This window comes from Ruegeria sp. CDSB086 (assembly GCF_059611065.1).
Genome location: NZ_JBXWOV010000003.1, coordinates 365,503 through 386,820, shown reverse-complemented (window position 1 = coordinate 386,820; position 21,318 = coordinate 365,503). Strand labels below are relative to the sequence as shown.

The window sequence follows — 21,318 nt, the reverse complement described above, 5'->3', positions numbered from 1 at the left end:
CGTCTCGCATAGTGGGGGCAAGTGACGAGAGGGCGTTTTGATGACCAAAGAGATTGTTCTGATCCACGGGGCCTTTGCCGGACCTTGGTGTATGGCGGACTACGCGGGTTTCTTCCGCGCGCGCGGTTGGACGGTGCACACCCCTGCGCTGCGCTTTCATGGTGGGGACCCCAAGGCCGAACCTGACCCCGGACTTACGGATACCAGTGTCGCGGATTATACCAATGATATTGCCGAGTTCGTACAGGGCTTGGACAGCAAGCCTGTCATCCTCGGCCATGCCATCGCGGGCGTTGTGGCGCAGCAAGTGGCCGCGCGCGGGTTGGCCAGTGCCATTGTCCTGATCAACCCGAACGCGCCGTGGGGCACCTTGCCCGAAACCGACGATGAACGCGCCATCCCGCGCGCGCTGATGGAGGGTGGGGCGTTCTGGAAACAGCCCATGCGGGTCGAGTTCGACCTGATGGCCCCTTTTGCGTTGAACAAGATACCCGAGGCGCAGCAGCATGAGGTGTTCGACCAGCTGGGGGCCGAAAGCGGGCGGGTGATGTTCGAGATGTTCTTTTGGATGTTCGACGATCACCACGCGATGAAGGTCGATATCGACAAGGTTGATTGCCCGGTGCTGATCGTGTCGGGAACCGAGGATCGCGCCGTCAACCCAAACACCTGCCGTGCTCTGGTCAATCTGTACGGGGATCGCGCGATGTTTATGCCCGTGAAAAACCACGCGCATTTCCTGTTCATGGAGCCCGGCTGGGAGCATCCCGCCGGCCAGATAGCGGGCTGGCTGGAGGGGAAGGTGGGCTAGAAGGCCCGACCTTTCAGTTCAGCGATTGACCTGAATACCGCTCTCTGGTTTCCACTTCATGGCACCGTCGCCGCCTTTGATACAACGCAGAAGGTGTTCTTCGCGCGTACTGGACGTTTCGGTCACGGTGTTGTTGCCAGAGATCACAACATAGGCGTCCACCGAATAAGCGAGGCCATTGTAATAGCAGAACCGTAACTCTGCCCCGACCGGAATAGGCGATGCGCCGATCAGCGACTGCTGCGCGCTTGCCTGACTGGCCAGCAAGGCAAAGGCCAGCCCGAGGGTTAGTGTCTTCATATTGTCCTCCCGTTCGAAAATTTGTTCGTTCAAATTGGGTCTTGGACGCTCGGATCCTCAAAAATTTGTTCTTTGATGACAATTGCGCGCAAGTGTGAACGGGATCAACGGGTTAGGCAAGGGGGAGTTTGAGGGGGCGACATTGGGGATGTTCAAGACTTAATCTGTGTTCAGCAAAAAACGCCCCATGTAAGCGGGGCAAATCCGGGGCAAGAAACCTAAAGCTGTTAGTCAGTGATAAGACCAAATGTACTTACTTCTTTATCGTGTACTCAAATCGAATTGAGTTTCTGAGCCTATCAATGTCGGAAGCATTCGATTGCTTGTGGATCATTCGATGACACGTCGGGCAAAGAACCAAGAAATCATCTGGTATTCTATATCTACGGCTTTCACCTTCAGCCAAGCCGCTAATCGGTTTCGTGTGATGAACGTCTATAGGGGTGTTCTTTAACGGACCATCGAATCCAAAGTGCAATCTAGGGTCCATACCGCACGCTTCGCAAACCACACCCCTCGCTTGAAGGACCGTCTTTCTGATATTCGGCGTTCGTTCTATGCGACGCGAAAGAAAGTACTTGCGGGTCTCTGTTATATCGGATGTTCCAGCTTCTTCCATCATAGTGTCTGTGGGAGTGATACCACCGCGATCTACAAGTGCATTGTAGGCCGAGAGCATTCTTTCTAGATCATGATAGAACTGATCGGAGTCAATCTGAGCCGCTGAATATGTGCGGCCAAACGAGTGGCCGGATTCGTAACCAAGTGGTAGGGACTCTGAAGAACCCAAAACGATTGGTTCTACAGCGAACAGCTTGGTAAACTCTGGCACCCTTTCCGCCAAGTCATTTGCTCTTCGGCGAAGTACTTGACGACCTTTGCGCTCGCCAAACTCTTTGTATACTTCCGTTGTACCTTGATTCATCGACAGCACAATTTCTTCTGTTTGTGCATTGATCAGGAAAACTACGTAAAAACCTTTCGTGGCGCTTTCAGTTACAAAGGGTCAAAAAATGCCAACCAAGGTACAGCCGCCCAGTTGCCTGCGCCAACGCTAGATTTCACCTTTAACTCGTAAGGTAGAAAAATTAAGTGTTTCTTAGCTTCTAGTGATACGTCGTGTCGAACAAATTTCCCAAAATCGCTACCGGCAAATGGTTTAGCTCGTTCAAAAACGAACTCTCTCGCCATTCTGGCGAGCATTTGGTGAAGCATTTCTTCTCCTAAACATCCAACTCTTCCACAAACCGCGCGTTCTCCTGAATGTATTGGAACCGCAGTTCGGGTTTTTTGCCCATCAGGCGCTCGACCAGATCGCCGGTCTCGCCGGGTTCATCCTCGTCGATGGTGACCCGGATCAATTTCCGGGACGCGGGGTCCATCGTGGTCTCTTTCAAGTCCTTGGCGTCCATCTCGCCCAGACCCTTGAAGCGGGAAACGTCGATCTTGCCTTTGCCGCCCAGACCTTTCTCAAGCCACTCATCCCGCTCGGCCTCGTCCAGGCAATAAACCCGCTTGGCGCCTTGGGTCAGGCGATACAGGGGCGGGCAGGCCAGGTACAGGTGGCCCGTGTCGATCATCGGGCGCATCTGGGTAAAGAAGAACGTCATCAGCAGCGCCGCGATATGCGCCCCGTCTACGTCCGCGTCAGTCATGATGATGATCTTGTCATAGCGCAGATCGTCGACGTTGAACTTGGTGCCAAGACCGACACCCAGCGCCTGCGTCAGGTCGTTGATCTCGGCATTGGTGCCCAGCTTGGAACTGGCCGCGCCCAGCACGTTCAGGATCTTGCCGCGCAGGGGCAGCAGGGCTTGCGTTTTGCGGTTTCGGCCCATTTTTGCAGAACCGCCGGCAGAATCTCCTTCGACGATGAATAATTCCGTTCCGTCGCGTGTTGAACTAGAACAGTCCACCAACTTGCCGGGAAGACGAAGTTTTTTAGTGGCGGACTTACGTTGTGTTTCTTTCTCGGCGCGTCGGCGCAGACGTTCTTCGGACCTCAGAATGAGGAAATCGAGAATAGCACCGGCGGATTTCGTGTCCGCGGCCAGCCAGTTATCGAAATGGTCGCGGACCGAATTCTCTACTAACCGCTGTGCTTCGACCGTGGCGAGGCGGTCTTTGGTCTGGCCGACGAACTCCGGTTCACTGATAAAGCAGGACACCAACGCGCAGCCACCTGTGATCAGGTCGTCGCGGGTGATTTGAGCGGCCTTCTTGTTGTTGATCAGTTCGCCATAAGCCTTGATCCCTTTCAGGACTGCAGCCCAGAACCCGGCGACATGAGTGCCGCCTTCGGGGGTGGGGACGGTGTTACAGTAGGACTGGATGAACCCGTCACGCGAGGGCGTCCAGTTGATCGCCCATTCGACCTTGCCTGCTGCACCGAATTTTTCCCGAAAGTCCACAGTGCCGGCAAAAGGCTGCTCGGCATAGGTGGACGAGCCGTTCATCGTTTCCTTCAGGTAGTCCGATAGACCGCCGGGAAAGTGGAAGCTGGCCTCGGTCGGCGTTTCGCCATCGTCGATATGGGATTTCCAGCGAATTTCGACGCCCGAGAACAGGTAGGCTTTGGAGCGGATGGATTTGAACAACCGTGCGGGTTTGAACTTGTGATGGCCGAAGATTTCTTCGTCCGCGTGGAATGTCACGGTGGTGCCACGTCGATTGGGGGCCGCGCCAACCTTTTCGACGGGGCCCAGAGGGACCCCGCGTGAAAAGCGCTGTTCGAACAGCGTCTTGTCACGCGCCACCTGCACGACCATCGAATCCGACAAGGCGTTGACCACGGATGCACCCACACCGTGCAGACCGCCCGAGGTCTGATAGGCCTTCCCCGAGAATTTGCCGCCCGCATGTAGAGTGCAAAGAATGACTTCAAGCGCCGATTTGTCCGGGAATTTGGGATGCGGATCAATCGGGATACCGCGCCCGTTGTCTCGCACTGTCAGGGCGTAATCTGCGTGCAGCTCGACCTCAATCCGGTTGGCGTGGCCTGCGACCGCTTCGTCCATCGAGTTGTCCAGGATTTCGGCCACCATATGGTGCAGCGCACGCTCATCCGTGCCGCCGATATACATACCGGGGCGCTTGCGGACCGGTTCCAGACCTTCAAGCACCTCGATCGAGGAGGCGTCATAAGTATTGGTCGCTTCTGGCGTCAACAGATCGTCGGGCATGGGTGCTGCTCTTGTTTTTGGGTTTGGTCCCATTATGGCAGGGGATGTGGTCCGGGGGAAGGGGCGCGCGAAGTGTTGTGTGCGGTTTGTCGGCTGTGGTGCGCCGTGATTGGGAGCTGAGGTTGAAACGCTACATGTTTGACAAGGCTGGAACCACGGTCACAACGCCAGCCAGAGAGTCCCATTCCGATAGCCACCCTGCACAAGCTCTTTGGCCTGCAGTACATCCGGATAATCGTCAACCCAGTCGCGAAAACGGTCGTTTGTGACAATGGTAGCACTTAGGTCGCGAGCGACCTGTAGAACAAGCGGGTCGGCTGGCGTTCCCTTGGGTGCGACCATAACGCGGTCAACGGGCAACCCAAGCAGTGAGGCAAGGGCTTTGTCATTCATGTAGCGATCCGAGATTTTGTAGCCAACATTTGCATCGAACACGACGCCGGGCGTCAGGCCGGAGGCGGTCAAAGCATCGACAACTTCTCGCACGGTGGCAATGTCCGGAATGCCCTCTCGCCAGTGCAAAATGTTTGATCCATCAACCACGGCCCAGTTCTCCGGCGCTTTCGATCTGCGCAACCATTTTCCAAGCAGCAATATCGCGCTTGCAACGGTGCAAAGCCCTGCGACCATTGCCCAATCAGAAAAAGCAGGGCGGGACAGTGCCGCGAACAGGCCGCAGATTGACAGGACAAACAAGAACAGAGGAAGGCGCATCGCTGGAAAAACAATATAGTGAAACGGGGTGTCGGCAGTTCTTTATCAGGTGGCGGTGGAGGATGCCCAGAGCGTTCTCATTGCGGTCACGTGAAATGTTCCATGTAAACGTGACCTCCAAGGCCTCGCATTGTTTCTGCATTCTGTTTAGGTTTGGCTGCAAAAGCAAATGGATACGGGAGGCAAAGAGATGAGCTGGATCAGAACCATCCCTTTTGATGAAGCAACAGGAAAACTCAGGAAACTTTACGACCGTGTTACTGGCCCCGGCAACAATGTCGACAACATCATGATGGTGCATTCTTTGCGGCCACATTCGATGGAAGGTCACATGGCCATGTACAAGAACGTGCTTCACCATTCCGCCAACACGATCCCGAAGTGGTTTCTTGAGGTGTTGGGCGTGTGGGTCAGCGCGCTGAACAAATGCAGCTATTGTGTTGAGCACCACTACAGCGGTCTGCAGCGTTTGTTGGGCGATCCGGAGCGTAGCCAGGCAATTCGCGCGGCGATTGAGGCTGGCACACCAGAGGAGGCCCCGTTGGTTGCGGCTCAGATTGAGGCCATGCGTTACGCGCGCAAACTGACCGAGGCCCCGGCGGAGTTGAAACAGCAAGACGTGGAAGCCCTGCGTAAGGCCGGCTGGGACGACGGTGAGATCCTCGAAATCAATCAGGTCTGCGCGTATTTCTCTTATGCGAACCGGACCGTTTTGGGGCTGGGGTGTTCCACAGATGGTGATATATTGGGCCTGTCGCCCAACAACTCGGATGACCCGGCGGATTGGGGGCACCGGTAAACGGATTTAGCGCGCCATCCAACCAAGGATTGCCTGCGCCACCGCTTTGGGTTGTTGGTGATGCAGCCAGTGATCAGCGTTCGGAATGTCGATGCGCGCCAGATCGGGTGCGTAGTCTTCCAACCCCTCAGTCGATTCTGGTAGCAACGCCTTGTCTTCACGCCCCCACAGCAACAGGTGGGGGCAGCGAACCATCAACCGGTCCTTCGGCAGCTCTGGCAGATCCGTGCGCGGTGCGCCGGGTTTCGCAACCACCAGCGGTGACGCGCGGTACCAGTTCAGCATAGTCTCCAGCCGCCCGGGCCGGGCCCATTCTGTACGATAGACCTGCATTTGCTGGTCCGTCAGCCAGTCTGTTCCCATCCCGAAACGAAAAAACTGTTCAAGCTTGGCAAAATTGTCCGCCGACAAACGCTCTTCCGCGTCTGGTGCGCGCAGTGCATTGATGTATTGCGAAGCCTCGGATTGCGCCCCTCCTGCGGCCATGGCCCGTTGGAAGGGCACTGGGTGCACGCCGTTGGCGATGATCAATCGGTCCACCAGATCCGGGCGGAACATGGCCAAACCATAGGCCACAGACGCTCCCCAATCGTGGCCAAGAACACAAACCGGACGGGCGAGCCCCTCGATCAGCGTCACCATGTCCGAGACCAGTCGCGACAGGGCATAATGGCCGACGCCCTCTGGCGCCCAGCTTTTCCCGTAACCGCGTTGATCGGGGGCGATGCAATAGAAGTGGGAAGACAGATGCGGGGCCAGGTCCTGCCACGCGCCGCTATATTCGGGAAACCCGTGAAGCATCAACAAGGGCGGAAGGTCGGGGTCCCCCCAGCTGCGCAGAAGGAACCTCTGGCCGTTAAGATCAATGAACTTGTTTTCCATAGCCGAAGCCCTGTGTTGTACCTGAAGCACACGCCCAGAAAGATGTAAAAGTTTGACACCAATCAAAGCGTGTTTTTCATCCGACTGCTAGGCGTTTTCCCGGACAGTGAGACAAGGAGAACCTGAATGGAAGTAGTGACGCAGATCGAGAATGTGCAAGACCCTGCCAACCTGTCGGCGATAGCCAAAACCTCACCGACCGAGCCTAGCCCCGAGAAAATTCGTCAAGCCTTTGAAAGCGGCAAATATCCTTACGATCGCAAGATGGCGCGTAAAGCTTATGAGGCGGAGAAGGCGCAACTGCAGGCAGAATTGCTAAAAGTACAACATTGGGCACAGGAAACCGGCCAGCGGTTTGTCCTGCTGTTCGAGGGCAGGGATGCCGCAGGCAAAGGTGGAACGATCAAGCGCTTTATGGAGCACCTGAACCCACGCCAAGCGCGTGTCGTTGCGCTGAATAAACCCACCTGGGAAGAGAAGGGACAGTGGTACTATCAGCGCTATGTTCAGGAACTGCCCACGGTCGGCGAAATGGTTTTCTACGACCGGTCCTGGTACAACCGCGCCGGGGTTGAACGGGTGATGGGATTTTGCTCACCCAACGAATATCTAGAGTTCATGCGTCAAACGCCCGAGCTGGAGCGGATGCTGGTGCGCTCGGGCATCCAGCTCTACAAATACTGGTTTTCGGTCACGCAACCTGAACAGCAACGCCGGTTCAAAAGCCGCGAAACCGATCCTCTGAAACAGTGGAAACTGTCACCAATCGACAAGGCCAGCCTTGATAAATGGGACGATTATACCGAGGCCAAGGAGGCGATGTTCTTTTATACCGATACCGCCGACGCCCCGTGGACCATCGTGAAATCGAACGACAAAAAGCGCGCGCGCCTGAATTGCATGCGCCACTTCCTCTCTACGCTGGACTATCCGGACAAGAACCATGAAATCGTCGACAGCCCCGATCCTTTGATCGTCGGCCAGGCGCATCACGTGATCCAGCACTCGGAACATATTCTGGGCAATTCACTGCATCCTGAAACCGTGTGACAGGAGTCCTCTCAGGTAACATTTGAACCTGCGGGTGTAGTCTCAAGGTGAAATTTCGTCGTTCGCCTCTTGTCCCGGCCTCGGGCCGGGCATAAGGCTGTTCGGATGAGTAAGGTGATGACATATGGCGGCCACTTCCGGGCCATTTCTGTGCTGGGCCTGCCGCTGATCGGCGGGCACTTGGCCCAATTTGCTATTGGGCTGACGGATACGGTCATGCTGGGTTGGTACGGTGTCGAGGCACTGGCCGCCGTGACCCTGGCCAGCAGCTATTTCTTTGTGTTGTTCCTGTTTGGGGCCGGATTCGGTTTGGCCGTCATGCCGATGGTGGCGACGGCTGCGGCTGAAGAAGACGAAACAAGTATTCGCCGTACAACGCGCATGGGGTTGTGGTTGTCGTTGATCTATGCGGCCGTCATGATGCCAATGCTGTGGTGGTCTTACCCTATTTTCCTTGCGTTGAAACAGGACCCGCAAGTCGCTGAAACCGCGTCCCAGTACCTTAGGGTTGCTGGGTGGGGCCTAATTCCGGCGCTTTTGGTGATGGTGCTGAAATCTTATCTGGCCGCGTTGGAGCGCACCCAGATCGTTTTGTGGATCACCGTGGCCGCGGCAGTGGTCAATGCGATTACCAACTATGCCCTGATCTTCGGCAATTGGGGAGCCCCTGAGCTGGGTGTGATGGGTGCCGCCATCGCGTCGGTTGTCACTCAGATCGTATCGTTGGTCTGCGTGGTGATCTACGCCATGCGCGTTTTGCCCGAACATAGCCTGTTCCAAAGGTTCTGGCGCCCGGATTGGGAGATGTTTCTAAGCGTTCTCCGCCTTGGCGTGCCGATTGGCCTGACGACCCTGTCCGAGGTCAGCCTGTTCGCAATGTCAGCGATCATGATGGGTTGGCTGGGTCAGGTTCCGCTGGCGGCACATGGCATTGCACTGAATTTGGCATCCGCGACGTTCATGGTGCATCTGGGGTTGTCAAACGCTGCGACGATCCGGGCAGGGAACGCGTTGGGCCGGAAAGATAGGCCACATCTGGAACGCGGCGCGATTGCGGTGACGGGGATGTCTTTGGTGATCTCGGTCCTGACTGTCATCCTGTTCCTTGCCTATGCCGAGCCTTTGATTTCCCTGTTCATGGAACCGGATGACCCGCAGCGTCCGGAAATCCTGATGATCGGTACAGGCCTGCTGGCCATGGCGGCGTTGTTCCAATTGGTGGACGGGGCACAGGTCATTGCGTTGGGTCTGCTGCGTGGCTTGCAGGACGCAAAGGTCCCGATGGTCATGGCCGCGCTCAGCTACTGGGGCGTGGGGATCACGTCGTCGTATTACTTTGGCTTCGTATTGGGCATGGACGGAATCGGGGTCTGGCTGGGCCTTGTTCTGGGTCTGGCCTGCGCAGCGGTTATGCTGATGGCGCGGTTCTGGATGCGCTCGGTCCGCGAGGTTGGTGTGCCCGCCGAGTAAGCTGCGACGGGTCATTCCGAGTCATTCTTTGCTGAAGCGGTCTGCCTTTTTTCGCACCAGGACAGAGCGTAGATCATGCATGGCCAACAGCAACCGGTCGGTTACGTCTTCCAGCTGCTCTGGTGTCGCCTTGGATTGCGCCCATTGCGTAGTGAGGTTCAGGTAATCAACCGCGCGGTGAATGTCGTCGATGTCGCGCTGGGCCAACAACGCTTTGCGCGCCTCCATCCAACGGGCAATCTCGGCCTTGTCGGTGTCGGACAACGGGCGTTGGCCTTGCGGTTTCACCTCGCCATTGCGGATGTTGATGACTGCGATCTGATCCATCTCGATCCGGCGCTGGCGGTTTTCAGTGTCGATCCTGAAAACCGCCGCACCATTTTCGCGAACGCGGAAATAATATTCGGGCAGTTCCGAAGTCATTCGCGCTTACTCAAGTCAATGATGCGCAAAAGCGCTGGATGCGGGTGCAGGCTTCGGTCAGCGCCTCGTCCGAGGTCGCATAGCTGACCCGAAAGTTCGGCGACAGGCCAAAGGCTGCACCGAACACGACGGCCACGTCCACCTCTTCCAGCAAGGCGGTGGCAAACGCCTCATCCGAGTCGATCACAGTGCCTGCGGGGGTGGTTTTGCCAATTAGCCCGGCAATGGATGGATAGACGTAAAACGCGCCCTCAGGGGTTGGGCAGCTGATGCCGTCGATTTCGTTCAGCATGCTAACGACCAGATCGCGGCGGCGTTTGAACGTTTCGTTGTTGGGGGCCAAAAAGGACTGCGTCCCGTTCAGTGCCTCAACGGCCGCCCATTGGCTGACTGAGCAGGGGTTCGAGGTCGATTGCGATTGGATCTTGCGCATGGCGGCGATGACCTCGACCGGTCCTGCCGCGTAACCAATGCGCCAGCCAGTCATGGCGTAGGCCTTGGAGACACCGTTACAGGTCAGCGTCCGGTCATACAAGCGGGGTTCAACTTCCGCCGGTGTGCAGAATTCGAACCCGTCATACGCCAGATGTTCATACATGTCGTCGGACATGACCCAAACATGCGGATGGCGCATCAGGACGTCGGTTAGTTCTTTCAGCTCTTCACGGCTGTAGCCTGCACCGGTGGGGTTCGACGGTGAGTTGAAGATAAGCCACTTGGTCTTCGGCGTGATCGCAGCCTCAAGCTGATCTGCAGTCAGTTTGAAGTTGGTCTGGATCGAAGTTTCCGCGATTACCGGAGTGCCTCCGGCCAAAAGCACCATGTCGGGATAGCTAACCCAATAGGGTGCAGGGATCACAACCTCATCGCCCTCGTTCATCGTGGCCATCAGGGCATTGTACAAGGTTTGCTTGCCGCCGGTGCCGACCGAAATCTGCGCGGGCGTGTAATCCAAGCCGTGGTCACGCTTCATCTTGGCGCACGCCGCTTGTTTCAATTCTGGGATGCCGTCAGGCGCAGTATATTTGGTCTTCCCGGCTGCGATGGCCGCTACTGCTGCGTCCTTGATGTTCTGCGGAGTGTCGAAATCGGGCTCGCCCGCGCTTAGGCCGATGACATCGCGCCCTGCAGCTTTCAATTCGGCCGCTTTAGCGGTTATCGCAATGGTGGGCGATGGCTTCACGCGTGACAGTGTCGCAGAAAGGAAACTCATGGTCGGCCTCGATTTGTATGTTCAGCTTGACTGTCATAGGGTGCGCTCGAATGACGATCAAGCGATATGAATAATGGAATTGGAGAGCCCGATGAACGACGAGAATGACTGGTACGGACCGGACTCTGCGACATTCGGGGACAGGCTGGCAGGGGCACGCGAAGCGGCTGGTATGACCCAAGCCCAGATGGCCCGCAGGCTTGGCGTGAAAAAGACAACAATTGCAGCCTGGGAAAATGATCTGTCCGAGCCGCGCGCGAACCGTCTTTCCATGATGGCAGGCATGGTCAACGTGTCGATCATGTGGTTGCTGACCGGTGAAGGCGAAGGCATGGATGCCCCTGTCGAAGCGGAAGAGGGCGCACCCGAGCTTGCGGATGTCGTGGCTGAGCTGCGTTCCATTCGCGGTGAAATGCGCGCCAGCGCCGAGCGGGCCGCGAAGCTGGAGAAAAGGGTGCGTCTGATGCTGGAGCAGGGTCGGTGAACGAACCACGGGACGTTCGAATAAAGCGGCTGAAGATGCGATCCATGCGGCGTGGGATCAAGGAAATGGATCTGATCCTGTCGGCCTATGCTGACCGAAATCTGACGGCCATGGAGCCGTCGGATATGGATAACTATGATGCGTTGCTGCACGAAAACGACCAGGATCTTTATCAGTGGGTCACAGGGCAAGTGCAGCCGCCCGAAACCTATTCTGCATTGATATCGGACATCGCGCAGACCTTTCAAAAATAAAAGAAAACCCGGCTTAACCGATTTTTCGGGATTTCCATTCATCCTGCCTGAAACAGCGCGACTGAATCGGAGGATCGGATGAGTATGGAAATGCAGGTCTCCGCGCCGGGAACCAAAGGGTTCATGACCAGCTATCTTGAGGCACTTGCCTTGGTGGAACGGCTGCACCGGTTGCTATTGGACGTCATCAAGGATGAGTTTGAGCGTGTCGGCGTATTGGAGATCAACGCCGTGCAGGCATTGCTTTTGTTCAATATCGGCGACCATGAAGTCACCGCGGGTGAACTGAAAAGTCGTGGGTATTATCAGGGCAGCAACGTCAGCTACAACCTGAAGAAACTGGTCGAAATGGGGTACATGCACCATCAAAGATGCGAGATCGACCGCCGTTCCGTAAGGGTTCGATTGACCCCACGCGGTCGTGAAATACGCGATGTCGTATCCGAGTTGTTTTTGCGCCACGCTGAGGGGCTGCAAAATCGCGGCGTGTTGGGGCTGGAAGGCATCGACGACATCACCACATCCCTGCGTCGGGTCGAGCGGTATTGGACGGACCAAATCCGGTACATCTATTGATCAGGGGCGCAGGGAATCTGTGGCGTCGGACAGGGTTAGCCCCTCCAGCTCGCGTATCAGTTTTCGGGTCATCGCGTCCTCATAGGCCTCAAAGCCCAAAGCGACTTCGACGAAGGCTCCGGGCCCCAGAATAACCCATGTGTTGTAATAGGCGGAAAGCTCACCGACCTGGACATAGCGTTTGTCGCCATGACTGGGATCGTCTGCTCCGATCACGAGCCCGTTGATCGTGATGCCGGTGTTTTCCAGTTCGGCTTTCACGCTGCGTGGATGAGGGCCCAGATTGTGCTTACCGTCCCCTGACAGATCCAATGTGCGTTTCCAGCAATTCGGTTGCTGCGACAGTAGATTGGCTCCGAACCGCATTGCCGACCCAACAGCCGTGCCCTGTGGTGCGTTACCCCGCGCGACGGTCTTCAATTGGTCGCTGATCCGTGCAAGATCTTGTGCCGTGCGGATCTCAGTCCAGTTTACCAACATGCGTTGATGGCGGGGCTCGCTCCATTCGTAGATCGCCAATCGCACAGGCGCGCCGATGTCGGACAGGATCAGTTGAACAACTTCAGGGCGTTGCAAGGCCGCAGCCAGACCGCCGGTTTGCATCCTATACTCGGCGCTGTCGACCGAACCGGACACGTCCAGCCCCAACGCCAGTGCTTGCCTGCATTCCGACGCGGCGGCGCTGGCGAACATGACAAGTATCGTGGCCAGGAGGCGGATCATTGATGTGCACCCTCCTGCAAAGCACCGATCTGCAACCCTTTCAATTCTCGTTCCAGCTTGCGACGCATCGCGCGCTCAAAATCTTCGAACCCTTGCGCGATTTCCAGAAACGCACCGGGGCCGTGCAGAACGTTGTTCTCGAAGAACGGGATGAGGAACAGCTCTCCTTCAAAGTCTGCAGCGTTGATTACCAACCCGTTGACCACGACGTTTTGAAAGGGAAAGTGCCGGTATGCAGAGTCCGGTCCATAGCCGTCATTGTTTGAACCATCCCCTGACAGATCGATAGTTTGGAACAGGCAGGGCGGCGCTTGCTGCATCAAAGTCGCGCCAAATGCCAAGGCATAGCCCATTGCTGTGGCTGAGCCACTATCCGAACGAACAGATTGTTGCACTGTTGAGGCTGCGACCAGCAGATCGGCCTCAGTGTTGATCATGGTCCAGTTTAGAACTACGCGTTGTGTGGTGCGTCCGCTCCACTCATACACGGCCAGCGCTACCGGTGCGGGCGAGGAAAAAAACGCCTCGACCACTTCTGGTGCGATCAATGCAGCCGCAAGACCCTGCCGTTGCAAAACGTCTTCGTTCTCGTCCACGGAAGTCGAGATATCCATAGCGAGTGCCAGTGCAAGCCGGCAGCTCTCGGCCCGAAGGGGGCTGGCCAGAACGGCCAGACCCAGTGCTATCAGCCAGCGGATCACCAGGTGCCGGTGCTTTCCATGCTGGCCCAGGGTTCAGCTGGTGCCAGCGCTTCGCCGTTTTGCAGCAGTTCGACCGAGATATTGTCCGGAGACCGCACAAACGCCATACGACCATCGCGCGGCGGGCGATTGATCACGACGCCGTTGTCCTTCAGGTGCTGGCAAACCTCATAGATGTTGTCGACCCCATAAGCGAGATGCCCGAAATGACGGCTGTCGCTGGGCAGGGTGTCATCCCCATCCCAGTTATGCGTCAGCTCGATCGGCCGATCCTCTTGTCCCGGGGGGGCCATGAAGATCAGCGAAAATCGGCCCGCTTCGCTGTCATAACGGCGGGTTTCCTTCAGGCCCAGCAGTTCATAGAACGCCATCGACTTCTCCAGATCCTTCACGCGGACCATGGTGTGAAGATATGTCAGCCCCATTGTGGCTTCCTTTCTAATCAGGTGATGGGCTGCAGCTTAGCGCGCGGGCCAAGCGTGTCGAGGGGCAGGGTGGACACAATTTGGAAATTGCGACGCTTGGTGCACATGTCGCGGTTCCTGTCTGTGAATTGCCGATATATAGTGGTGAGCGACTCATTGCTGGAAAGGAACATTCATGCCGCTGTCCTCTGACCAACTGGCCGAGATCGAAGCGCAACGGGCGCAATCGCATCCAACACGCCGCGTTGTGGCTGAGGGGATGGAAGACCACCTCTATACCGCGCATCAAGTACTGGACCACGGATTTGTGCGCGTCATTGACTACATGGGGGATGACGCAGCAATTTGTCAGGCGGCACGTGTATCTTACGGCAAGGGCACCAAATCGGTGCAGAACGATGAGGGTCTGATCCGCTATCTGATGCGGCACTGGCACTCGACCCCGTTCGAGATGTGCGAAATCAAGCTGCACGTCAAACTGCCGGTCTTTGTGGCCCGTCAGTGGATTCGTCACCGCACCGCCAACGTGAACGAATACTCAGCCCGCTATTCGATTCTGGACCGCGAGTTCTATATCCCCGCACCGGACCACGTGGCCGCGCAGTCCGAAGTGAACAATCAGGGCCGCGGCGACGCCCTGCAAGGCGAAGAGGCAGCCCGCGTTCTGGAAATGCTCAAGGCCGACAGCGCGCGGTGCTATGACAATTACGAAGCCATGATCAACCAGGATGGTCAGCAGGGGCTGGCGCGAGAATTGGCGCGCATGAACCTGCCTGCGAATATCTACACGCAGTGGTACTGGAAGGTGGATCTGCACAACCTGTTCCATTTCCTGCGCCTGCGGGCCGATCCACATGCTCAGTACGAGATCCGCGTTTACGCCGACATGATGTGCAAGATCGTCGCCGACTGGGTGCCCTTCGCGTATAGAGCGTTCGAAGATTACCGTTTGGGTGCGGTCAACCTTTCGGCGCAGATGGTTGATAGCCTGCGACGCATGTTGGCCGGTGAAACTGTGACGCAGGAAAACTCGGGCATGACGGCACGGGAATGGCGCGAGTTCGAGGCTGTCATTCGCGAGGGTTAAAGCCGACAGAACTCTTTCTTCTGATGTCATGACGCCTTTTCGAGTGGTTCATGACATCAGTCATCAGTGTGATGTGAGAACGCTCGGAAATCGTGGTGTTCGGCTAAAACGAAAGCACTCATGCCGATACCAAACCGACGCGAGGGTAAGGTTTCAAACCCTTGAGAATGGACAACGGCCGGAAATTGGCCGTTGGCCTGCTTTTAGTACCCGCAGATGACGGGGTGTTTTATAACGGCTTCAAATCAGAGGCCATTTGTCGGCCGTCGCGTCCGTCTTCCAACTCATACGAGACTTTCTGATTGTCAGCGAGTCCGGTCAGACCGGACCGTTCTACGGCCGAGATATGAACAAAAACGTCCTTGCCACCTTCGTCAGGGGCAATAAACCCATAGCCTTTCGTGGTATTAAACCATTTCACGGTGCCAGTTGGCATTTCCCGTGTCTCCTTCTACTTACACGTTGTCCCACAAATTGGTGGGGGCAGTGGTTGACGCAACCACAACGCATCACCGCTTCGCCCACACGACGCAGCCCGAATTGTGTGTTTCGTCTTTTTCAACATTGCACGGTGAAGTAAAAAATCAAGAATAACTGGATGTAGCAGGCAAAAATGCCAAAAATTCATACAAGTACAGGAATGGTCCCAAAATGCGTCTATATGGCCTGAGAAACTGCGATACTTGCCGTAAGGCACTGAAAGAAATTGAAAATATTGAATTTGTAGACGTTCGCGCGCAAGGAGTTCCCGATTCTGTCCTGACAGAGGCGTTTGATACGTTCGGCGAAGCTTTGCTCAATACCCGGTCGACAACTTGGCGTGGATTGGACGCGGAACAACGCACGCGACCACCGCTGGAGTTGCTGAAGGAACACCCGACTTTGATGAAGCGCCCCTTGATCGAAGATGACGGTACGTTGTTGTTGGGCTGGACCGCGAAAACCAAGGCAAGCCTTGGCGTTGCCTGAACGGGCGCTTATGTGACTGACGTAAATATGAGGGTTTAAATGCGCAACGCATCAATGATTTTGGGCGTCATTGCCGGTTTGATCGGAATGATTGTTGGCTTTTTTGGCTATGGCTATATCGAATTCATAAACCACTACGGCGAGATCGAAGGCCTTGCTGAGCAAGTGGACAACGTACAGTTCATCCAGACCGCTTCCATTATTGCGCCTTTGCTGGCCATCGCGGGGGGCGCAATGGCCCATGCGCGGGCTCTGATCGGTGGAATATTGCTGCTGATCTCAGCCGTCGGGATGTATTTCGCGTTTGGATTCAACGTCTTCACGATGTTTCCGGTGGCCTTTGCCGCCGTGGCAGGCATCCTTGGGCTGGCCGCAGGAAAACCGGACGAGCCCAAGGCACATTTCTAGGTCATTTCACGTGCAGGGCCCGGTCGACAGACAAGGGGCCTGCGCCGTTGATCACGATAACGAGCAGCACGAAAGTCCAGAGCGTCCGCTGGTCCAGCACGTTTGGTGCGGCGGTGAAAAAGCTTCCAAGCGCTGCGCCATGCCCGGTGACGTCGACAATTGTCTGAACCCAGACAAATCCGATCATACCCAAGGCCGCCAGCCGGGACAGAAGGCCCACCAGAATCAAGGCCGGCAGCAGAAACTCAGCCCAGGTGCCGGCAACTGCGATCACCCAATAAGAAAAGCCGAGTTGTGAACTGTCATAGCTGACGGCTTCCATTGCTTTGGGAAAAATCTGGACGTATGCACCGTCAGACGGGAACAGGAAACCCAAAATGCCACTGCCAAGTTTAGTGGTTGCTGAGTTCCAATAGTAGACAAGCAGAGTCGCGGCAAAAACCACCCGGGCCAGTGTTGGCGTGAGCCAGCCAGAGGTCATTTCTAGCCGTCCCAGGGTATTATTGTGAAAAGAGATCAGGGCAGTCATGTTGCCAGCCTTTCGATAGACACAGAAGTAATCGCGCCGCCCTGCAAAAGCAGCGCCAGAGTGGCCCCAAGGTCAAATTCGGGGAATTCGGCAGAGGTTTGTTCAAATGCCTCGCCAATGGTAAGCCCGGCCTGAACGTGGGCGATCCAGTCCGCTCCGCCCTTAGGCAGCAAATGCGGGGCCGGGTCGAATTCGGGTCGGGTGATCAGGATATCTTCGGACCCGGGTGCAGGTTTGGGTGCACCCTCTTCGGAATTGAAGCGCCAGATCGAAAACAGTGGCCAATCTGACCGAAGAACCTTCATGGATGGCGCAAATTCTAGCTTTGCCAAAACGATCTCTTCCGGTGGGATGGCCAGCGCATCGGGCAGTGCGGCCTGGCTGTCGGCAGAGTGGTAGGACCGGCGCAGTGCCAGTTCCAGACGCGCTACGTCGGCAAGGTAGCCAAGGTGCGACAGTTGCTCCATTCCGGCAAGAAATTCGGGGAATTCCTCACCGTAGAACATCATCAGCGGTGAAGACGGGGGGTGTTTGCGCAGGAAAAGCCCGGCAAGCCCATCCATGTTCTGAGGCCCCAGCAGCCGTGCGATCACGGGAAATGCCTGATGCATCGCTTCGGTCAGTGAGACAGCCACGTTGTTGCGGTAAACGCTGAACCGCCGCCCGGCGGGGCGTTCTGCGGCATCCCACAAACCGTTCGGGACAGCCGCCGACGGGTCAAGCAGGGCTGCGCGGAACGTGGTTTGCGAAACGCTCATGCTGGGATGCGGTCCAGTGCCGCCTGAGCCCGATCTGCTTCGGCCCGAAGAACGGACCAGTCGGGTACGTCCGTATCCCATTCGATCAGAACGGGTTTGGGGCCGGAACGGTCCAACACGTAATCCAGCAACGTCCACACGGGATCAACGACTTCGCGACCGTGGCTGTCGATCAGCAAAGGACGACCATGGTCGTCTTCGTCTTCGTCATGACCGCCAAGGTGTATCTCGTGGACGTTGTCCAGCGGGTAGGCGTCGATGTAGCTCTGCGGAGAGAAGTCCAGATTGGTGGCCGACACGAAGACATTGTTCACATCCAGCAAAAGACCACATCCTGTCCGATGTGCGATTTCACGCAGGAAGTCAGGCTCGGACCATGTACTTTCTTCAAAAGCCAAATAGCTGGATGGGTTTTCCAAAAGCATTTGCCGCCCCACGGTTTCCTGAACCTGGTCTATATGGGCACAGATACGCTCCAGCGTTTCGTCCGTGTAGGGCAGGGGCAGAAGATCGTTCAGGAAATGACTGTCATGGGTCGACCAGGCCAGATGCTCGGAAAAGCTGGCCGGATTCAGCCACCCCACCAAGTGTTTCAGGCGCGCCAGGTGAGCGGGGTCCAAGGGGCCTTCTCCACCGATCGAGAGGCCAACGCCGTGGACGGAAATGGGGAACTTTTCAGAGAGGTGGCGCAATTGAGCCAGCGGCCTGCCGCCATCACCCATGTAGTTTTCGGCATGGATCTCAAGCCAGCCGACCGGATGCGCATGGTCCAGAATCTGGTCGTAATGCTGGGGTTTATACCCGACCCCCGGTGCCGCGGGCAGCCTGTTTGATCGAAGTGAACTATCCAGCATGTGCAAATCCTCCGGTCACGAAAAGAGGCGGGCGATAGGGCCCGCCCCTCCGACTCTCAGATGCTTGGGCTTATGCCGGCAGGTCGCGCTCCAGCGGTTCCAGCGAACCTTCGCGCGCTGCACCATCTGCCGACTTGGGCAGTTCGATATCGGCGCAGGTTCCAGCGTCGACCAGAGTCCAGGCATTGCCCTGATAGTCAACGGTCGAGGTGCCCGCGCAGGTGGTGCCGGGGCCAGCGGCACAGTCGTTCTGACCGGCCAGCGAAACGCCATAGCATTTCTCTTTGGCTTGTGCGGAGGCGGTTGTGGCTACGCCAGATACGGCTGCTGCAACTGCGCTTGCGATAACCAGGGTTTTTGCGGTGTTCGACATCTCGGTAATCCCTTTTGATGACTGCGTATGTCTTCTTGTGACAATGACAAAGGTAGTAGCTAAATCGGGGCAGGTGAATTCACGAGCCCGTGTCTCACAACCCCGTCAAAGAGCGTAATGCCCTCTTGAAGGTTAACAAACTGTTTTTGAAATGAAAAATGGAAAATGTTTCAATCCGACCCCGAAATTGGGGTCGGATTTCGGGCAATTTGTCGCCGAATGTTACAGAAGATCAGGCGGCGTCGCGGCCAATGACAGCTCTTTTGTTACAGCCTCAAGAGATTGAACTTGTGTCTGTTTTTCGCCAAGGCGGCGCACACTTACGGTACGCTCTTCAACTTCGCGGTGACCGACTGCCAGAATGATCGGCACCTTGCCGACCGAGTGCTCACGAACCTTGTAGTTGATCTTTTCGTTGCGAATATCCGCCTCGGCCCGCACGCCAGCAGCCTTGAGCGTTTCGACAACCTCCAAAACATAGTCATCCGCCTCGGACGTGATCGAGGCGACCACAACCTGACGCGGGGCCAACCAGAACGGCAGTTTGCCAGCATGTTCCTCGATCAGGATACCGATGAAGCGTTCGAACGAGCCCAGGGTTGCACGGTGCAGCATGAACGGACGGTGCTTGGCACCGTCGGCACCGATAAAGTTCGCATCCAGACGCTCCGGCAAGTTTGGATCAACCTGCAGGGTGCCGCACTGCCATGTCCGGCCGATCGCGTCGGTCAGAGTGAATTCCAGCTTGGGGCCATAGAACGCGCCTTCGCCTTCCAGAACCTCATAGTCATAGCCCGCTGCCTTACAGGCATCACCCAGCGCCTTTTCGACCAGATCCCAGCTTTCGTCCGATCCGATCCGTTTTTCCGGTCGGGTCGACAGCTTGATTGTCCAATCATGGAACCCGAGGTCAGCATAGACCTTGGACAGGAACGCAATGAACTTGGCGGTCTCAGATTCGATCTGTTCCTCGGCGCAGAAGATATGGCCATCGTCCTGCGTGAAACCACGGACCCGCATGATTCCATGCAAAGCGCCCGAGGGTTCGTACCGGGCGCACGATCCAAACTCCGCCATACGCAGGGGCAGGTCGCGATAGGACTTCAAGCCCTGATTGAACACCTGCACGTGGCACGGGCAGTTCATTGGCTTCAGCGCGTTGATCGCCTTTTCGCGGGCGTGTTCTTCGTCGACTTCGACGATGAACATGTTCTCTTGATATTTGTCCCAGTGGCCAGACGCTTCCCACAGCTTGCGGTCCACGACCTGCGGCGTGTTCACTTCGACATAGCCGTCTCGTTCCTGCATCCGGCGCATATAGTCCTGCAGGGTGGTGTAGATCTTCCAGCCGTTCGGATGCCAGAAGATCTGGCCCGGCGCTTCTTCCTGCATGTGGAACAGGTTCATCTCGCGGCCCAGCTTGCGGTGATCACGCTTGGCAGCCTCTTCCAGCATATGCAGATGCGCTTTAAGCTTTTCCTTGCCGGTGAAGGCCACGCCATAAATGCGCTGCAGCATTGCGCGGTCGCTGTCGCCACGCCAATAGGCTCCAGCAATGCTCATCAGCTTAAAGGCGTCGCCCGGCAACTGGCCGGTATGCTGCAAGTGCGGGCCACGGCAGAGATCCTGCCAGTGGCCGTGCCAGTACATGCGAAGCGGTTCGTCACCCGGAATGGCTTCGATCAGCTCGACTTTATAAGGCTCGTTATTGGCCTTGTAGAATTCGATTGCGCGCTGACGGTCCCAAATTTCGGTGGTCACGGGATCGCGCTTGTTGATGATCTCTTTCATCTTTTTCTCGATAAGGCCGAGATCTTCGGGGGTAAACGGTTCTTCCCGGTCGAAATCATAGTACCAACCGTTGTCAATCACGGGGCCGATGGTGACCTTGGTTGCAGGCCAGATTTCCTGTACCGCGCGCGCCATCACGTGCGCCAGATCGTGACGGATCAGCTCGTTGGCCTGTTCCTCATCTTTCATGGTGTGGATGGCGATCTGCGCGTCAGATTCGATGGGCCACTGCAGGTCCCAGTGCTGGCCGTTCACGGTGGCCGAGATGGCCTTTTTGGCCAGTGAGGTCGAGATATCAGCAGCGACCTGAGCTGGCGTGACGCCTGCGTCATAGGATCGTGCATTGCCATCGGGAAAAGTAAGGGAGACTGACTGTGAGTCCAGGGCCATATCGGCTCTCCTCGTCGGTTTGGCGCCCACTGAACGCCCGGTTGCGGGTTATGTGTGTTCGATCCATTTGGCAGTTGCAGCATGACCTGTCAAGCACCCAGCCGCGTTGGGGCTGACGCGGCGGGAGGTTCGAATTCGGGAATTGCAGCCAC

The 21,318-nt window shown here is 56.6% G+C and carries 27 protein-coding genes; 10 read left to right on the top strand and 17 right to left on the bottom strand.

What is annotated here, in order from left to right:
• Positions 1-40 precede the first annotated feature (40 nt).
• Positions 41-811, top strand: a complete 771-nt coding sequence (locus AC2FIO_RS08770) for an alpha/beta hydrolase (RefSeq protein WP_496696983.1) — start codon at positions 41-43, stop codon at positions 809-811.
• A gap of 18 nt (positions 812-829) precedes the next feature.
• Here the strand turns inward: AC2FIO_RS08770 and AC2FIO_RS08765 are convergent, their stop codons facing one another.
• The 5 genes from AC2FIO_RS08765 to AC2FIO_RS08745 form a co-directional block, all read right to left on the bottom strand.
• On the bottom strand, positions 830-1,111 hold the full coding sequence (locus AC2FIO_RS08765; protein WP_145974800.1) for a hypothetical protein: 282 nt from the start codon (positions 1,109-1,111) through the stop codon (positions 830-832).
• Between the two features lie 253 nt (positions 1,112-1,364).
• Positions 1,365-2,069, bottom strand: coding sequence for an MrcB family domain-containing protein (locus AC2FIO_RS08760; RefSeq protein WP_496697105.1), 705 nt, complete (start codon positions 2,067-2,069; stop codon positions 1,365-1,367).
• 38 nt (positions 2,070-2,107) lie between these two features.
• Positions 2,108-2,326 carry an MrcB family domain-containing protein gene (locus AC2FIO_RS08755; RefSeq protein WP_496696981.1) on the bottom strand — a complete coding sequence of 73 codons (219 nt, stop codon included), beginning with the start codon at positions 2,324-2,326 and terminating at the stop codon, positions 2,108-2,110.
• An 8-nt stretch (positions 2,327-2,334) separates the two neighbouring features.
• Complete coding sequence (gene parE, locus AC2FIO_RS08750; protein ID WP_496696979.1) at positions 2,335-4,293, bottom strand: DNA topoisomerase IV subunit B; 1,959 nt, start codon at positions 4,291-4,293, stop codon at positions 2,335-2,337.
• A 159-nt stretch (positions 4,294-4,452) separates the two neighbouring features.
• Entirely contained in the window at positions 4,453-5,007 is a 555-nt protein-coding gene (locus tag AC2FIO_RS08745; protein WP_496696977.1) for an NYN domain-containing protein, read from the bottom strand.
• A gap of 190 nt (positions 5,008-5,197) precedes the next feature.
• Here AC2FIO_RS08745 and AC2FIO_RS08740 point away from each other — a divergent pair, with 190 nt between their 5' ends.
• Entirely contained in the window at positions 5,198-5,806 is a 609-nt protein-coding gene (locus AC2FIO_RS08740) for a carboxymuconolactone decarboxylase family protein (protein WP_496696975.1), read from the top strand.
• Between the two features lie 6 nt (positions 5,807-5,812).
• Here the strand turns inward: AC2FIO_RS08740 and AC2FIO_RS08735 are convergent, their stop codons facing one another.
• Complete coding sequence (locus tag AC2FIO_RS08735; RefSeq protein ID WP_496696973.1) at positions 5,813-6,688, bottom strand: alpha/beta fold hydrolase; 876 nt, start codon at positions 6,686-6,688, stop codon at positions 5,813-5,815.
• Positions 6,689-6,814: 126 nt separating this feature from the next.
• Between AC2FIO_RS08735 and ppk2 the strand changes: the two genes are divergently transcribed.
• Positions 6,815-7,738, top strand: coding sequence for a polyphosphate kinase 2 (gene ppk2 / locus AC2FIO_RS08730; RefSeq protein WP_496696971.1), 924 nt, complete (start codon positions 6,815-6,817; stop codon positions 7,736-7,738).
• A gap of 105 nt (positions 7,739-7,843) precedes the next feature.
• A complete protein-coding gene (locus AC2FIO_RS08725; RefSeq protein ID WP_058274145.1) occupies positions 7,844-9,208 on the top strand; it encodes an MATE family efflux transporter in 1,365 nt (454 codons plus the stop codon).
• A 21-nt stretch (positions 9,209-9,229) separates the two neighbouring features.
• Here AC2FIO_RS08725 and AC2FIO_RS08720 read toward each other — a convergent pair whose 3' ends face one another.
• Positions 9,230-9,631, bottom strand: a complete 402-nt coding sequence (locus AC2FIO_RS08720) for a hypothetical protein (protein WP_496696969.1) — start codon at positions 9,629-9,631, stop codon at positions 9,230-9,232.
• Between the two features lie 10 nt (positions 9,632-9,641).
• Positions 9,642-10,844, bottom strand: coding sequence for a pyridoxal phosphate-dependent aminotransferase (locus AC2FIO_RS08715; protein ID WP_496696967.1), 1,203 nt, complete (start codon positions 10,842-10,844; stop codon positions 9,642-9,644).
• A 91-nt stretch (positions 10,845-10,935) separates the two neighbouring features.
• Between AC2FIO_RS08715 and AC2FIO_RS08710 the strand changes: the two genes are divergently transcribed.
• From AC2FIO_RS08710 to AC2FIO_RS08700, 3 genes are all read left to right on the top strand, one after another.
• Positions 10,936-11,328, top strand: a complete 393-nt coding sequence (locus AC2FIO_RS08710) for a helix-turn-helix domain-containing protein (protein WP_058274142.1) — start codon at positions 10,936-10,938, stop codon at positions 11,326-11,328.
• Positions 11,325-11,582 (top strand): succinate dehydrogenase assembly factor 2, encoded by a 258-nt coding sequence (locus AC2FIO_RS08705; protein ID WP_496696965.1) that lies wholly within the window; start codon positions 11,325-11,327, stop codon positions 11,580-11,582. Before AC2FIO_RS08710 ends, AC2FIO_RS08705 begins: the two co-directional genes overlap by 4 nt.
• A 78-nt stretch (positions 11,583-11,660) precedes the next feature.
• On the top strand, positions 11,661-12,158 hold the full coding sequence (locus AC2FIO_RS08700) for a MarR family winged helix-turn-helix transcriptional regulator (protein ID WP_186437453.1): 498 nt from the start codon (positions 11,661-11,663) through the stop codon (positions 12,156-12,158).
• Here the strand turns inward: AC2FIO_RS08700 and AC2FIO_RS08695 are convergent, their stop codons facing one another.
• Genes AC2FIO_RS08695 through AC2FIO_RS08685 form a run of 3 tightly spaced genes read right to left on the bottom strand, consistent with a single transcriptional unit; the run spans position 12,159 to position 14,007 of the window.
• Positions 12,159-12,881 (bottom strand): DUF1194 domain-containing protein, encoded by a 723-nt coding sequence (locus tag AC2FIO_RS08695; RefSeq protein ID WP_496696962.1) that lies wholly within the window; start codon positions 12,879-12,881, stop codon positions 12,159-12,161.
• Positions 12,878-13,582, bottom strand: a complete 705-nt coding sequence (locus AC2FIO_RS08690; protein ID WP_496696960.1) for a DUF1194 domain-containing protein — start codon at positions 13,580-13,582, stop codon at positions 12,878-12,880. The genes AC2FIO_RS08695 and AC2FIO_RS08690 overlap by 4 nt, the downstream gene beginning before the upstream one ends.
• A complete protein-coding gene (locus tag AC2FIO_RS08685; protein WP_496696959.1) occupies positions 13,579-14,007 on the bottom strand; it encodes a VOC family protein in 429 nt (142 codons plus the stop codon). The genes AC2FIO_RS08690 and AC2FIO_RS08685 overlap by 4 nt, the downstream gene beginning before the upstream one ends.
• Before the next feature lie 175 nt (positions 14,008-14,182).
• Between AC2FIO_RS08685 and thyX the strand changes: the two genes are divergently transcribed.
• A complete protein-coding gene (thyX, locus tag AC2FIO_RS08680) occupies positions 14,183-15,094 on the top strand; it encodes an FAD-dependent thymidylate synthase (protein WP_058274136.1) in 912 nt (303 codons plus the stop codon).
• Positions 15,095-15,323: 229 nt separating this feature from the next.
• Here thyX and AC2FIO_RS08675 read toward each other — a convergent pair whose 3' ends face one another.
• Positions 15,324-15,530 carry a cold-shock protein gene (locus AC2FIO_RS08675; protein WP_010439113.1) on the bottom strand — a complete coding sequence of 69 codons (207 nt, stop codon included), beginning with the start codon at positions 15,528-15,530 and terminating at the stop codon, positions 15,324-15,326.
• A gap of 215 nt (positions 15,531-15,745) precedes the next feature.
• Between AC2FIO_RS08675 and AC2FIO_RS08670 the strand changes: the two genes are divergently transcribed.
• Positions 15,746-16,063: an ArsC/Spx/MgsR family protein gene (locus AC2FIO_RS08670; RefSeq protein ID WP_496696958.1), complete on the top strand. Its 318-nt coding sequence runs from the start codon at positions 15,746-15,748 to the stop codon at positions 16,061-16,063.
• Between the two features lie 39 nt (positions 16,064-16,102).
• A complete protein-coding gene (locus AC2FIO_RS08665; RefSeq protein WP_058275883.1) occupies positions 16,103-16,471 on the top strand; it encodes a hypothetical protein in 369 nt (122 codons plus the stop codon).
• Position 16,472: 1 nt separating this feature from the next.
• Here AC2FIO_RS08665 and AC2FIO_RS08660 read toward each other — a convergent pair whose 3' ends face one another.
• From AC2FIO_RS08660 to thrS, 5 genes are all read right to left on the bottom strand, one after another.
• Positions 16,473-17,000, bottom strand: a complete 528-nt coding sequence (locus tag AC2FIO_RS08660) for a DoxX family protein (RefSeq protein ID WP_058274133.1) — start codon at positions 16,998-17,000, stop codon at positions 16,473-16,475.
• Positions 16,997-17,758, bottom strand: a complete 762-nt coding sequence (locus AC2FIO_RS08655; protein WP_496696957.1) for an HvfC/BufC family peptide modification chaperone — start codon at positions 17,756-17,758, stop codon at positions 16,997-16,999. Before AC2FIO_RS08655 ends, AC2FIO_RS08660 begins: the two co-directional genes overlap by 4 nt.
• Positions 17,755-18,612, bottom strand: coding sequence for an MNIO family bufferin maturase (gene bufB / locus AC2FIO_RS08650; protein WP_496696955.1), 858 nt, complete (start codon positions 18,610-18,612; stop codon positions 17,755-17,757). The genes AC2FIO_RS08655 and bufB overlap by 4 nt, the downstream gene beginning before the upstream one ends.
• A gap of 70 nt (positions 18,613-18,682) precedes the next feature.
• Positions 18,683-18,985: a BufA1 family periplasmic bufferin-type metallophore gene (locus AC2FIO_RS08645; RefSeq protein WP_058275886.1), complete on the bottom strand. Its 303-nt coding sequence runs from the start codon at positions 18,983-18,985 to the stop codon at positions 18,683-18,685.
• A gap of 222 nt (positions 18,986-19,207) precedes the next feature.
• Positions 19,208-21,166 (bottom strand): threonine--tRNA ligase, encoded by a 1,959-nt coding sequence (gene thrS / locus AC2FIO_RS08640; protein ID WP_282169251.1) that lies wholly within the window; start codon positions 21,164-21,166, stop codon positions 19,208-19,210.
• Between the last annotated feature and the right edge of the window lie 152 nt (positions 21,167-21,318).